Origin of the sequence: Vibrio antiquarius, assembly GCF_000024825.1 — a bacterium.
Classification (GTDB): domain Bacteria; phylum Pseudomonadota; class Gammaproteobacteria; order Enterobacterales; family Vibrionaceae; genus Vibrio; species Vibrio diabolicus.
Genome location: NC_013456.1, coordinates 1,369,507 through 1,382,359 on the forward strand (window position 1 = coordinate 1,369,507; position 12,853 = coordinate 1,382,359).

Annotated in this window: 14 protein-coding genes; 10 read left to right on the top strand and 4 right to left on the bottom strand. The window is 44.5% G+C overall.

Annotation, left to right across the window (positions count from 1 at the left end; translation table 11 throughout):
- Positions 1-211 precede the first annotated feature (211 nt).
- The 10 genes from ccmA (at position 212) to VEA_RS06565 (ending at position 8,266) form a co-directional block, all read left to right on the top strand.
- Positions 212-829: a cytochrome c biogenesis heme-transporting ATPase CcmA gene (gene ccmA / locus VEA_RS06520; RefSeq protein ID WP_012841536.1), complete on the top strand. Its 618-nt coding sequence runs from the start codon at positions 212-214 to the stop codon at positions 827-829.
- A gap of 1 nt (position 830) precedes the next feature.
- Positions 831-1,499 carry a heme exporter protein CcmB gene (ccmB, locus tag VEA_RS06525; protein WP_006741714.1) on the top strand — a complete coding sequence of 223 codons (669 nt, stop codon included), beginning with the start codon at positions 831-833 and terminating at the stop codon, positions 1,497-1,499.
- Positions 1,500-1,608: 109 nt separating this feature from the next.
- Positions 1,609-2,352 (top strand): heme ABC transporter permease, encoded by a 744-nt coding sequence (locus VEA_RS06530; RefSeq protein ID WP_005394301.1) that lies wholly within the window; start codon positions 1,609-1,611, stop codon positions 2,350-2,352.
- Between the two features lie 11 nt (positions 2,353-2,363).
- Positions 2,364-2,570: a heme exporter protein CcmD gene (gene ccmD / locus VEA_RS06535; RefSeq protein WP_005380515.1), complete on the top strand. Its 207-nt coding sequence runs from the start codon at positions 2,364-2,366 to the stop codon at positions 2,568-2,570.
- A complete protein-coding gene (gene ccmE / locus VEA_RS06540; RefSeq protein WP_005380516.1) occupies positions 2,567-3,052 on the top strand; it encodes a cytochrome c maturation protein CcmE in 486 nt (161 codons plus the stop codon). Before ccmD ends, ccmE begins: the two co-directional genes overlap by 4 nt.
- Complete coding sequence (locus tag VEA_RS06545) at positions 3,049-5,025, top strand: heme lyase CcmF/NrfE family subunit (RefSeq protein WP_005394299.1); 1,977 nt, start codon at positions 3,049-3,051, stop codon at positions 5,023-5,025. Before ccmE ends, VEA_RS06545 begins: the two co-directional genes overlap by 4 nt.
- A 1-nt stretch (position 5,026) precedes the next feature.
- Positions 5,027-5,581: a DsbE family thiol:disulfide interchange protein gene (locus VEA_RS06550; RefSeq protein WP_012841537.1), complete on the top strand. Its 555-nt coding sequence runs from the start codon at positions 5,027-5,029 to the stop codon at positions 5,579-5,581.
- Positions 5,578-6,063 carry a cytochrome c-type biogenesis protein gene (locus VEA_RS06555; protein ID WP_005380519.1) on the top strand — a complete coding sequence of 162 codons (486 nt, stop codon included), beginning with the start codon at positions 5,578-5,580 and terminating at the stop codon, positions 6,061-6,063. The genes VEA_RS06550 and VEA_RS06555 overlap by 4 nt, the downstream gene beginning before the upstream one ends.
- Positions 6,063-7,277 carry a c-type cytochrome biogenesis protein CcmI gene (gene ccmI, locus VEA_RS06560; protein WP_006741715.1) on the top strand — a complete coding sequence of 405 codons (1,215 nt, stop codon included), beginning with the start codon at positions 6,063-6,065 and terminating at the stop codon, positions 7,275-7,277. The genes VEA_RS06555 and ccmI overlap by 1 nt, the downstream gene beginning before the upstream one ends.
- Before the next feature lie 215 nt (positions 7,278-7,492).
- On the top strand, positions 7,493-8,266 hold the full coding sequence (locus VEA_RS06565) for an MlaA family lipoprotein (protein WP_005394290.1): 774 nt from the start codon (positions 7,493-7,495) through the stop codon (positions 8,264-8,266).
- A gap of 75 nt (positions 8,267-8,341) precedes the next feature.
- On the opposite strand, the gene VEA_RS06570 is transcribed toward VEA_RS06565, so the two are convergent.
- The 4 genes from VEA_RS06570 to VEA_RS06585 form a co-directional block, all read right to left on the bottom strand.
- Positions 8,342-9,670 (bottom strand): outer membrane protein transport protein, encoded by a 1,329-nt coding sequence (locus VEA_RS06570; RefSeq protein ID WP_006741717.1) that lies wholly within the window; start codon positions 9,668-9,670, stop codon positions 8,342-8,344.
- Between the two features lie 309 nt (positions 9,671-9,979).
- Positions 9,980-11,239 (bottom strand): outer membrane protein transport protein, encoded by a 1,260-nt coding sequence (locus VEA_RS06575; RefSeq protein ID WP_006741718.1) that lies wholly within the window; start codon positions 11,237-11,239, stop codon positions 9,980-9,982.
- Positions 11,240-11,536: 297 nt separating this feature from the next.
- Positions 11,537-12,268 carry a DUF3379 domain-containing protein gene (locus VEA_RS06580; RefSeq protein ID WP_006741719.1) on the bottom strand — a complete coding sequence of 244 codons (732 nt, stop codon included), beginning with the start codon at positions 12,266-12,268 and terminating at the stop codon, positions 11,537-11,539.
- Positions 12,261-12,836: a sigma-70 family RNA polymerase sigma factor gene (locus tag VEA_RS06585; protein ID WP_029836529.1), complete on the bottom strand. Its 576-nt coding sequence runs from the start codon at positions 12,834-12,836 to the stop codon at positions 12,261-12,263. The genes VEA_RS06580 and VEA_RS06585 overlap by 8 nt, the downstream gene beginning before the upstream one ends.
- Between the last annotated feature and the right edge of the window lie 17 nt (positions 12,837-12,853).

A 12,853-nucleotide genomic window follows, 5' to 3' on the forward strand; every position in this document is an offset into this window, starting at 1 on the left:
GCCCTAGATTACCTTAAGCTCTTTTCATTCTTAGCACTCGCTCCCCAAGTTAAAATGAGAGCTTATAACTACTTATAGTTAATTTTATTAAAGTGTGACGATTAATTAACAAAAATACATGAACTTACATACATCCCAGCCCTCTTATCCTGTTTTGTCATAACTAAGCTGTGCTAATATAGCGCTTCGTTCATTTTTTAGTTGAAGCTCTATGTTAGAAGTATCTAACCTGACAGCGATCCGTGATGAGAGGGTCCTGTTTGAAAACCTGCAGTTTGAAATTAAGCCTGGTGAATTGGTCCAGATAGAAGGGCGCAATGGTACTGGCAAAACTACGTTACTACGTATTGTGACAGGTTTAGGTGATAGAGAAGAAGGCATCATTAAGTGGAAAGGAGAAGAGGTTGAAAAATCTCGTGATGTTTTCCATCAAGATCTGCTGTTCTTAGGGCATCAAACTGGAGTGAAACGAGAGCTTACCGCACTAGAAAACTTACGTTTTTACCAATCTATTCAAAATAACCGCTCTTCTGACGAAGAAATCTTCACTGCTTTAACTCAAGTTGGTTTAGCCGGTCGAGAAGATGTGCCTGTAGCACAGCTTTCCGCAGGTCAGCAACGACGAGTGGCACTAGCAAGGTTATGGCTCAGTAAGCAAATTTTATGGATTTTAGATGAACCGTTGACCGCCATCGATAAGCAAGGCGTCAAAGTGCTTGAATCTTTGTTCGCAAGTCACGCTGATAATGGCGGTATTGTCGTGTTGACGACGCATCAAGATATGTTTTCGGACAGCCCGAAACTTAGAAAAATAAAGTTGGGTGATTGATATGATTCCATCTATGACCACCATCATTCGCCGCGAGCTATTGATAGCATTTCGCCGTCAGGCAGACATTCTGAACCCGCTTTGGTTCTTTATTATTGTTATTACTCTGTTTCCTCTTAGTATCGGGCCTGAACCAAATTTGTTAGCACGTATTGCAGCGGGCATTGTTTGGGTTGCCGCATTGCTATCCGCCTTATTATCATTAGAGCGTCTATTTCGTGATGATTTTCAAGACGGTGCATTGGAACAAATGATGCTAATGCCGATTCCATTGCAACTTGTAGTGGTTTCAAAGGTCATAGCACATTGGTTGTTAACAGGGTTACCTCTGATCCTAATTAGCCCATTATTGGCGGTTTTACTTTCGCTTGATTTCAATACTTGGTTATCTGTTGTACTAACCTTGATGATCGGTACACCGACACTAAGTTTTATTGGAGCTATTGGTGTGGCTTTGACGGTTGGGTTGCAAAAGGGGGGCGTTCTTTTGAGTTTGCTTATTCTTCCGCTCTACATCCCAATTTTGATTTTCGCAACATCAGCAATTGATGCCGCCGCGCTTGGTATGGCGTATAACGGTCAACTAGCAATTTTAGGTGCGATGCTAATGGGAGCGATGACGTTAACGCCTTTTGCCATTAGTGCCGCATTGAGAGTTAGTGTTAACTAACTCAATAAAGTGCCAATGAAGCGGCGCTTGATCAAAGAATTATTATTAAAGCACTGCTACGGTCTCAACCCTTTAGACAGTGTCCCTGAAGTAAGAGTGAGAACAAAACATGTGGAAATGGCTACATCCTTATGCCAAGCCAGAAACCGCTTACCGTTTGAGTGGTAAGTTTCTGCCTTGGTTTTCTGTATTGGCCCTCGTATGCTTATCGGTTGGTACGGTTTGGGGGCTTGCATTTGCGCCTTCAGATTACCAACAAGGTGACAGTTTCCGAATCATCTACATTCATGTCCCATCAGCTATTTGGTCTATGGGCGTTTATATGTCGATGGCGATTGCGGCATTTATTGGCTTAGTATGGCAAGTACGTCTATCTGATATGGCGGCGCTTGCGATGGCGCCGATTGGTGCGGTATTTACCTTCATTGCTCTACTTACTGGTGCCGTTTGGGGTAAGCCAATGTGGGGCACTTGGTGGGTATGGGACGCCCGTCTTACTTCAGAATTGATTCTTCTATTTCTCTACCTTGGTGTTATTGCGCTTTATCACGCGTTTGACGATCAGAAAACAGCCGCAAAAGCGGCGGGTATTTTAGCGATCGTAGGCGTCGTGAACCTACCTATCATTCACTTTTCCGTAGAGTGGTGGAACACGCTTCACCAAGGCGCGACGATCACGAAATTTGAACAACCTTCTATTTCATCCGACATGCTTTGGCCGTTATTGCTAAACATCTTTGGCTTTGCGTTCTTCTTTGGTGCAGTGACGATGGTACGTTTTCGTAACGAAATCATCAGTAAAGAAAGTCACCGCCCTTGGGTGCGCAAACTCGCAACAGAACAAACTCAGTGAGGTAATTGATTATGCATTTTGAATCTCTGAGCGACTTTTTTGCCATGGGTGGCTACGCATCATACGTATGGAGTGCGTTTGGTATTACTTTCTTATCCATGCTGATTCTTCTGATCACTAGCCTTCGCCGCGGTGATGCATTATTGAAAGAAGTGAAAGCAAAAATTGACCGTCAAGCTCGTATCGACGCAGCGAAGAACATGGAGAACACCTTATGAACCCGAGACGTAAAAAGAGGCTAGGTATCGTACTAGCGATCTTTATCGGTATTAGTGCCACCATTGGTTTGATACTTTATGCGCTTAACCAAAATATGGACCTTTTCTACACTCCAACGGAATTGGTTAATGGTAAGCCAGATGGCACCAAGCCAGAAGTAGGCCAGCGTCTGCGTATTGGTGGTATGGTGGTTGTGGGCTCGGTTCGTCGAGATCCTAATTCTTTGAAAGTGAGTTTTGACCTGCACGATGTCGGTCCTAAAGTGACGATTACTTATGACGGTATTCTTCCTGACTTGTTCCGTGAAGGGCAGGGTATTGTGGCTCAAGGTGTACTGAAAGATGCCACGACAGTTGAGGCATTTGAGGTCCTAGCGAAGCACGATGAAGAATACATGCCACCAGAAATTGCAGAAGCGATGAAGAAAACGCATGAACCGCTTCAATACAGCACCGAACAGAAACAAGGAAGCGGCCAATGATTGCTGAAATCGGTCACTTTGCTCTCATTCTTTCGCTTGCAATGGCTGTGCTGCTGAGCGTATTGCCATTGTGGGGAGCATCGAATAATAACACCATGCTCATGAACACAGCGCGACCGCTATCTTGGTCTATGTTCCTGATGCTGTTGTTCTCTTTCGCCATTTTATGTTGGGGATTTTATACCAACGACTTCACGTTACAGTATGTAGCGAGCAACTCGAATAGTCAGCTTCCTTGGTACTACCGTTTAACCGCAGTATGGGGTGCACACGAAGGTTCACTGTTGCTATGGGTTTTAATCCAAGCTGCTTGGACTGTCGCTGTAGCGACATTCAGTCGTGGTATGCCGCAAGAGTCGGTTGCACGTGTACTTGCCGTAATGGGCATGATCTCAGTGGGTTTCCTACTGTTTATCATCTTAACGTCAAACCCATTCTTACGTACGTTGCCTTTCTTCCCGGTTGACGGGCGTGACTTGAACCCTCTGCTTCAAGACCCTGGTTTGATTGTTCACCCGCCAATGCTTTACATGGGCTACGTTGGTTTCTCGGTTGCCTTCTCTTTTGCGATCGCATCCCTAATGACTGGACGCCTTGATACGGCTTGGGCCCGTTGGTCTCGTCCTTGGACAACCGCTGCATGGGTATTTTTAACACTCGGTATCGCACTAGGCTCTTGGTGGGCTTACTACGAACTTGGCTGGGGTGGCTGGTGGTTCTGGGACCCAGTAGAAAACGCATCATTCATGCCTTGGTTAGCGGGTACCGCATTGATGCACTCTCTTGCCGTGACAGAAAAACGCGGCACATTTAAAGCGTGGACGGTACTATTGGCAATCTCTGCATTTTCGTTGAGTTTGTTGGGCACATTCTTAGTCCGTTCCGGTATTTTAGTATCGGTGCATGCGTTCGCGTCTGACCCGTCGCGCGGTATGTTTATTCTAGGTTTCTTAGTTTTCGTTATCGGTGGTTCTTTACTGCTGTTTGCCGTGAAAGGGGCGGCAGTGCGTGTACGAGGTAACTTCGACTTAGTCTCTCGTGAAAACGCGCTCCTAGCCAATAACGTATTACTTATCGCAGCACTTGTTGTGGTGTTAGTGGGGACATTATTGCCGCTCGTACATAAGCAGCTTGGTTTGGGGTCGGTTTCTATCGGTGCTCCATTCTTCGACATGCTGTTTGCGTGGTTGATGATGCCATTTGCTTTCCTACTTGGTATTGGTCCACTTATCCGTTGGAAGCGAGACAATTTATCTAAACTTGTGAAACCAATGCTCGTTTCAGGTGTGCTTGCTTTTGCTTTGGCCGCGGTATGCGTATACCTGTTTGCCGACTTCTTCTCAACTATGGCTTACATTGGCTGGGTAATGGCGATTTGGATTATTGCAATGCATGGCTTTGAACTATATGAGCGTGCAACGCACCGTCATAGCTTTAGTGAAGGCGTTCGCAAGCTGCAGCGTAGCCATTGGGCGATGATGTTGGGTCATGTTGGTCTGGCGGTATCTGTTATCGGTATTGCGATGGTACAGAACTACAGCATCGAGCGTGATGTACGTTTAGCACCTGGCGAACACTTCCAAATTCAAGGTTATGATTTCTACTTCTCAGGCCTGCGTGATAAAGATGGTCCAAACTACGATGGCTACATCGCGGATTTTGAGATCACACATGATGGCAAATACGTGAATACGCTTCACGCTGAGAAGCGCTTCTACCGTACGGCTAAGTCTATGATGACCGAAGCTGCCATTGACCGTGGAATTAGTCGTGACTTATACATTGCAATGGGTGAACGTTTAGACGACAACCGATCTTGGGCTGTTCGTATTTACTATAAACCGTTCGTTCGTTGGATTTGGGCTGGCTCTTTGATTATGGCGTTAGGCGGTGCACTAGCGATTTCAGATAAGCGTTATCGCTTCCGTAAATCTTCAAAGAAAAACGCGAAGTCAAAAGAGCAGGAGGCATAACATGAATAAGAAAATCTTATTTATTCCGCTCGTCGCTTTCATGATTTTGGCGGGCATTTTCGCAACCCAGTTAATGCGCAACCAAGAGGGCGATGATCCAACGAAATTGGAGTCGGTTTTGGTTGGTAAGCCAGTTCCTGAGTTTCACTTAGAAGACTTAGCTGAACCTGGAAAACAATACGACCAGTCAATTTTTAAAGGTGAGCCGTTGCTCTTGAACGTTTGGGCAACGTGGTGTCCAACATGTTATGCAGAGCATAAATACCTAAACGAATTGGCGGGTAAGGGCGTTAAGATCATCGGTATGAATTACAAAGATGATCGTAACAAAGCGGTAGGCTGGTTGAATGATCTCGGCAACCCGTACTTAATTAGCCTATTTGATGGTAGTGGTATGCTTGGTCTTGACCTTGGCGTTTATGGAGCACCAGAAACATTCATTATTGATGCAAATGGTGTGATTCGTTATCGCCATGTGGGGGATGTAAACCCACGTAATTGGTCGGAAACACTGGAGCCGCTTTACAACAAATTGGTTGAGGAGGCGAAGCAATGAGAAAGCTGATCCTTGCAGTTTTTGCTGCCATGACATTATCTCTTGCTGCTCACGCTGCCATTGAAGTATACGAGTTCGATAACTTGGAACAAGAACAGCAGTTCAAAGAGTTAAGCCATACGCTCCGTTGCCCTAAATGTCAGAACAACACGATCTCGGATTCTAACGCTGAACTTGCTCAGGACTTACGCCATAAGGTGTACGAAATGACCAAAGAAGGTAAGTCCAAAGATGAGATTGTTGATTACATGATCGCCCGTTACGGTAACTTCGTGACTTACAACCCACCATTTACGGTCGCGACTGCAATTTTGTGGCTAGGGCCTCTAGCTGTGGTATTGGGTGGTTTTGGTTTGATTGTACTGCGTAGCCGTAAATCTAAAGTTAAGGCAAAAGCGAGCAGTGACGAGCAATGGGATGAGCAAAAAGAGGCTCGTTTAAAAGCATTGCTTGAAGAAGAGAACAACGGAGATAAGAAGTAATGACACTATTTTGGATTTCCACCGTTGCTCTTACGCTTATTGCTTGTGCGCTGGTGGCTTTGCCGTTGCTTAAACAAAAAGCGAACAATGATGATGTGTTACGCGATGAGCTCAACAAGGCTTTCTATAAAGACCGTTTATCTGAACTTGCAGAAGAAACTGACGAAGGTCTGGTGGAGAGCGAAGACGAACTGATTTCTGATCTAAAGCAGTCTCTCCTTGACGATATTCCGGGTGATAAAGCGCAAAAGGAAACCAAGGTTTCACCAATCGCGGTTTTAGTTCCATCGGTAATTCTGACGGTGGCGTTGAGCTATGGCTTGTATTACAAATTTGGCGCGTCAGACGATATTGTTCAATGGCAAGAAGTGTCTGCAAATCTACCTGAGTTATCGAAAAAGCTGATGTCGGCTTCTTCTGATCCGTTGAGTGACGATGAAATGGCGGATTTGACCCTTGCCCTTCGAACTCGCTTACATTACCAGCCGGAAGACTCGACAGGTTGGTTACTGCTAGGTCGTATTGCGTTAGCAAATCGTGATGTCACGACTGCTATCGATGCGATGGAAAAGTCATATCGCCTAGAGCCCAAAGATCCTGATGTGATGTTGGGTTATGCACAAGCTCTGATGCTGTCTCAAGAGGAAATGGATCAAGCGACGGCTCGCTCATTACTCGGCAAGCTGATGCAGCAAGACTATGTCGATCTGCGTGTGTTTTCTTTGTTAGCGTTCGATGCGTTTGAGCGTCAAGACTTCCCGGCAGCCATCAAGTACTGGGGAATCATGCAGCAAATGATTGGTCCAGAAGATAGCCGCTACGAGATGTTGTCACGCAGTATTGAGAGTGCTCGTAAGCAAATGGGCGAAGCGGTTTCACCGGATAAGAGTGTCGCTGTGACAATTAATGTGGCACCAAATGCTCAGTTGGATCCAAACGCAGTTCTGATTGTGTCGGTACATCGTGCAGATGGCTCACCAATGCCTGTTGCGGCAGCTCGCTATCCGCTGGGTACTTTCCCTCGTACAGTCGTATTAGATGATGGTAATGCCATGATGCAGGGGCAAAAACTATCTTCACTCGAAAAGTTAATCGTCCGTGTGCGTGTGGACTCTGACGGTAACGTAGCAACGCGTGACCAAGATTGGCACGGGGAGAGTGACGTCGTTGAATTTGGCACGCCGGTTGAAGTGACCATTGACCAGCAATATTAATCGTTAGCGTCTGTCTCTGAAATATGACAACGGGGTAGAGTCTGTTGCCTTTAGTGGTATGACTCTAAACGATCGAGTAGAATACCGAAGGCCAGCGACTGCTGGCCTTTATTTATTCCCATATCTGAGTCATCTTTACTACGTATACTGCTCAACATACGTACAAATGTTCATTGGGTGACTTAGGTACATTAATAGTCGTTATGGAAAATAAAATGTATAACAAGGGTAAATCTACCTTCTTGTTACTGCTTGCAGTTGGACTGGTTGGCTGTTCAAGTGCGCCTGATGAAGCAGTAACAGGACAAGAAACAAATCAAACGACTTCTGATGTGTATGACCCGTTGGAAGGCTTTAACCGAACCATGTGGGAAATCAACTACGAATATTTAGATCCGTATTTGGTTCGTCCTGTATCGCTTGCGTATGTGGAATACACGCCAGTTCCTATTCGTTCCGGTATCGCTAACTTCTTGTCGAACTTAGATGAGCCAGCCAGCATGGTTAATAACTTAGTCATGGGTAACGGCACGAAAGCCGTGGACCACTTTAACCGTTTTTGGATTAACTCGACGTTTGGTATTTTCGGTTTATTCGATATTGCAAGTGCCGCGGGTATTACGAAATACGACGAGAAAGCGTTCAGTGATGCAGTAGGCCACTATGGTGTTGGAAATGGCCCTTACTTCATGATTCCAGGTTATGGCCCGTATACCTTACGTGAAGTGACAGATACCGTAGATAGTACGTATTTACCCCTCTCTTACCTCAACTTCTGGGCGAGTTTGGGTAAGTGGGCGTTTGAAGGCATGGAGAAGCGTGCTTTATTAGTACCGCAAGAAGCACAGTTAGACTCGTCGCCGGATCCATATATTCTTACTCGCGATGTTTATATTCAGCGTCAAAACTTTAAAGCAGAAGTTGAAACGGTGGAAGAAGTTAACATCGAAGAAGAAGAGTATTTAGACGAATACCTAGAAGACTTTTAAGCGCTGTTCTTTACAATATACAAATAAAAAAAGGCTTAGCTGATGCTAAGCCTTTTTTGTATTTTTGCTGTTTGGTTAGAAACGGTAGTTTGCTTGAACACCGATTAGCCAAACATTACCCGTAGTTTCGCCTACGAATTGGCCGCCGACTTGTTCTGCAGCGTCGTCTGACTTGTAACCACGAGACTCAACGATTGGTGCGTCTTTCGCGAAAATATAGGTGAAGCCAGCGTCTAGGCTGAAGTCTTTTGTCCAATCGTACGTTGCACCAATACTTAGCCAAGTACGGTCAGTTTCTGGAATAGTGATCGTACGGTTTTTGTCGCTTACCGCTGAAGTATCGTATGCAATACCAGTACGTAGCGCTAGCTTAGGATCAAGCTGGTAAGTGGCACCAACAGCAAAGCGGTAGTTATCTTCCCAGTTTTCTACTTTAACCATATGCGTGCCAGCGGTATCTAGGCGTGCTTCCAATTTATCGAAAGAGCTCCAATCCGTCCAGTTAAAGCTTGCGTGTAACGCAAGTTGGTCTGTTACTTGGTGGAAGCTTGCCAACTCAGCCGTTGCAGGCAGGTTTAGGTACATGTAGCCGTTGTCACGTAGTTGTGGAAGCTCAGAAGTACCGAAGCCAAAACCTAGACCTTCAGCATGGCCTTCAAGCTTCAGTTCAACTTCAGATTTGTACGCGAAGCCGATACGGTTATTTTCATTGATCTGCCATGCAGTACCAACTTGCCAGCCCCAAGCGGTATCGTCACCTTCCATGTATTTTAGAGCGGTACCTTGAGGAACACTGATAGGATCGCCAGTTAAAGGGTGCTTTCCTACAACGTTATTCTTAGGAGCTGCTGCGCCAAAGCTGCCTTCGCCGATGATGTAACGGATACCACCACCAACGCTGATTGATTCATTGACTTTGTAAGCTGCGTTTAAGTTCGCTTCCATTGTCGTTACGCTTGCTTCGTTACCGAAGTGTGATGCACCAAAGCCTTTCCCTAAATCGGTTTCCATACCGTAGTTGGTGCCAAATGCCAAACCAATCGCGAATTTCTCATTGTATTGGTGTGATAGGTAGAAGTTTGGAATGATTGCATCATGTGCGAAATCATCTGAAGATGCAGAAGAAGTACTACCGTGGAAGTTTACATCACCTTCAATATCAATATTTGGGTTCACATAGATTGCACCAACGGACACTTGAGTGCCTTCCAAATAAGTTAGCATTGCTGGGTTACGCCATTGTGCACTTGCGTTGTCAGCCATTGCTGCTTCACCAGCATATGCTCGACCTAGGCCTGTTGCAGAATATTCAGCAAGTTGGAAACCTGCTGCGTTAGCCATGCCCGTTGTGCCAAGTAGGCTTAATGCCACTGCTGTTGATAGAAGAGTCTTGTTGGTTTTCATTCGAATGTTCGCTGATTTGTTTATAACGTGGGACGAAAGTTTAAAGGTAGAGTTTTTACTTTAGAAATGAAAATCCAGCACAAGCAGTCATTTGGAATATTATGCTTTCAAGTGTTGCTTGGGTGGTTTAATAATCTAACTGTGAAGGGCTTGTAAATGGAATTCAGCGAACAGCTGTGCGTCCTAATTGTGAGATTTAGATACACGTGTTCACTCAAATTGAGTGGGCAATAAATCGCAGATATGAAAAAAGGCTGGAAATCCAGCCTTTTATATAAAGTATTTTTCTACTAACTAACAGCGAAGCGCTTAGAAGCTACGGCTGTATTGTAAGCCGAATAGAATTGCGTCAGCATGAGTTGTTGCTGTTACACCGGTAGAAAGACCAGGAGCTAATTGAGTATTCTCATTAACTTTTACATCTTCACCTAACAAGTATGTGAAGCCAAAATCGATGTTTGAGCTATTATCAATATGGTAAGAGAAACCTGTTGAGAACCACTGGCGATCTGAATCTGGTACCGAGATAGACGTTACTTTATCTTGAGCGCTTGTGTCGTACATGTAACCAGCACGAAGTGTCCAGTTGTTGTTTAGGTAGTAAGTACCACCAATTGCGTAGTGCCAGCCATCTTGCCATTGATAGTCTTTCGAGTAACCACCTTTAAGTAAACCCTGATTTAGGTTCTCAAAATCAATTTGGTCGAAATCTTTCCAACCGATGTATTGGATGCTGTAGTGTACAGCAAACTTAGTGTCTTGGATTTTGTGGAAACCAGAAAACTCGGCCATATCTGGTAGAGGTAGCGTGATTTCCTGACCTTTGTCGTCTTTTGCTGTAAATTCAGGGCTGTAACGATACGCTAGACCAAAACGGTTGTTTTCATCTAGTTCGTACACAGTACCAACGTTGAAACCAACAGCCCAACCATCAGCTTTATCTACGTCCAGAATTTTTTGACCGCCAACCCGTGGGACTGAAGAGCTAGTTGTACGCTTCATTGTGCCTTGGCCGTAGATTAAATCTAAACCAGCACCAAAGCTCCATTGTTCGTTTAAACGGTAAGAACCCGCAAAGCCAAAGTTGAAGCTTTTTACATCCGTAAGACCACCGTACTCGGTTGCGGTATAGTTATCTGAAAATTCAGTTTTAGTGCCGAAATTAGAGTATGCGTTTACGCCCCATGCAAACTTGTCATTTACTGGAACGATTAGGTGAATGTTTGGAGCTATTGACGTATCACCCACATCATCAGTGTCAGCAACATTTACAGTACTAGAACCCAAAGGAGTATTAACGTTATATTTCGCATCTTTCACTTCAATCATTGAAGTAATGCTTTCGAAACCTAGCGAAAGCTCCATTTTATCAAATAGAGCCATTGCTGCTGGGTTACGAGCCATTACTGCGGCGTTATCTGCGATTACTGCATCACCAGCAAATGCACGGCCGATGCCAGTTGCTGATTGAGCGTTGATTTGGAAACCCGCTGCCATCGATTGACCTGAGGCAAAAGCTACCGTTACTGCTAGGAGAGTCTTTTTAAACAGACGCGTGTTCTGAGTCATTTGTTTTTCCTTATTAGATTCGTCTCTTTGGACGATAAATTGAGCTTTTGCTCAGTGGCGCAGATAGTAGTATCAATAGTTGCTTGGACAAATCCGACCATTGGATAAAATTGAATAAAAATTGCAGAAATGATGTCTAAAAGACGGGAAATTGCACTTAAAATGCATAATTTAGAGTTTAAGCTCTAAATGCTATAGCAAGGGTGAATGTTTTGTGTTCTATTTATACAAAAATGCCGCTAAATGAGATCATTTAGCGGCATTTAACCTTTTGAAGGCTGGAAATCGTCGAAGTTATTACATCGGTTTAATCATTGATGCAAGAGTCGTAGCGATAGCATCAATATTTTCACCTTCTTCTCCGACTAAAATCAGGCTTGAACTCCCGACGGGCTGAACGATTCCGGTCATGCCATCCTTATTAAAGTCGGTACTTTGTTCGCTAGGAATACCAGTAATAAATAACGTTACTTTACCTTTTGGACCTTGGAATACCATATGCACCGCATTGGATTCGCCAAAACCGCAGTGGTTTAGGTAGTAAACGTGATATGGAAAGCTTTCACTAAACTGGTAATGAAATGGCGACATTTTCGCATTAATTTGCGAGCTCGGTACATCCTCATCAAGATAACGAACAAAAGGTTCTTCATGAATAACGTGTTTCATCGCGGTATCAGCTAAACTGGCTTGTGCTGGAGAAACCAAAACATTTCCCCAGTTTACTTGACCAACTAATAATCCTGCGGTGAACGCAATAGAAGCGGCAAGTGCCATTGCTTTGCGCACAAAGTTTGGTCTGACGACCTTCTCTTCATCAAGTGCACTCGACGTCTGACTAAATAAAATCTTATCAGCGAGATCTTCAGGTACATCCACATTCATGGCTTGTTTAATTTTTACGTCGAGATCCAAAACGTCATCAACAAACTTATTGTTGGTGTCGCTACCAGCTAAAGCTTGCAGAATCTCTTCATCCTTTTGTTTTGGATCCGACAAAATACGACGACGAAATTCTAAATCATCCATTCTTTTGTCCTCTCTTAGTATCTTGAGAATCCAACATCTCTTTGAGTTGATTACGAGCGCGAAATAATCGAGTCATCACTGTATTTTTATTTAAATCAAGAATGTCGCCAATCTCTTCTCCGCTGAAACCACCGACAACTTGGAGAAATAAAGGCTCGCGGTATTCAACATCGAGTTTCATGATCTGCGCTTGCAGCCATTCTTGCTGATGATGTGGGTCATCGCTGACTTTAGCATCATTGCCGTAATCATCGATATCAACTAAATCAAATTGTTTACGTTCGAAGCGGCGCGCATTTTCTCGTCTCAATATGGTGATGAGCCAAGACTTGGCTGCTTTTTCATCCTGGAGACTATCGAGTGACTTCCAAGCTCTAAGGCAGGTTTCCTGAACTAGATCTTCCGCTATCGCTTTATCTTTGCACAACCAGTATGCGTAGCGATATAAGTCACGATGGTACCCTCGGACGAGCGCTTCGTATTTTCTTTGCTTGTCCATATCAGAGTTGACCGGACTGTTGGAATTTTTCTTTCCAAACATTTTTAATATGGCCACAGGAGCCTCCATCCTCGCTCTGTGAGTTT

Bases quoted from the DNA above. Each gene is read 5' to 3' on its own strand.
- VEA_RS06555 (WP_005380519.1), top strand. From the start codon at position 5,578: ATGAGAAAGCTGATCCTTGCAGTTTTTGCTGCCATGACATTATCTCTT.
- ccmA (WP_012841536.1), top strand. From the start codon at position 212: ATGTTAGAAGTATCTAACCTGACAGCGATCCGTGATGAGAGGGTCCTG.
- ccmD (WP_005380515.1), top strand. From the start codon at position 2,364: ATGCATTTTGAATCTCTGAGCGACTTTTTTGCCATGGGTGGCTACGCA.
- VEA_RS06575 (WP_006741718.1), bottom strand. From the start codon at position 11,239: ATGACTCAGAACACGCGTCTGTTTAAAAAGACTCTCCTAGCAGTAACG.
- VEA_RS06550 (WP_012841537.1), top strand. From the start codon at position 5,027: ATGAATAAGAAAATCTTATTTATTCCGCTCGTCGCTTTCATGATTTTG.
- VEA_RS06545 (WP_005394299.1), top strand. From the start codon at position 3,049: ATGATTGCTGAAATCGGTCACTTTGCTCTCATTCTTTCGCTTGCAATG.
- ccmE (WP_005380516.1), top strand. From the start codon at position 2,567: ATGAACCCGAGACGTAAAAAGAGGCTAGGTATCGTACTAGCGATCTTT.
- VEA_RS06530 (WP_005394301.1), top strand. From the start codon at position 1,609: ATGTGGAAATGGCTACATCCTTATGCCAAGCCAGAAACCGCTTACCGT.
- VEA_RS06565 (WP_005394290.1), top strand. From the start codon at position 7,493: ATGTATAACAAGGGTAAATCTACCTTCTTGTTACTGCTTGCAGTTGGA.
- VEA_RS06580 (WP_006741719.1), bottom strand. From the start codon at position 12,268: ATGGATGATTTAGAATTTCGTCGTCGTATTTTGTCGGATCCAAAACAA.
- VEA_RS06570 (WP_006741717.1), bottom strand. From the start codon at position 9,670: ATGAAAACCAACAAGACTCTTCTATCAACAGCAGTGGCATTAAGCCTA.
- VEA_RS06585 (WP_029836529.1), bottom strand. From the start codon at position 12,836: ATGGAGGCTCCTGTGGCCATATTAAAAATGTTTGGAAAGAAAAATTCC.
- ccmI (WP_006741715.1), top strand. From the start codon at position 6,063: ATGACACTATTTTGGATTTCCACCGTTGCTCTTACGCTTATTGCTTGT.
- ccmB (WP_006741714.1), top strand. From the start codon at position 831: ATGATTCCATCTATGACCACCATCATTCGCCGCGAGCTATTGATAGCA.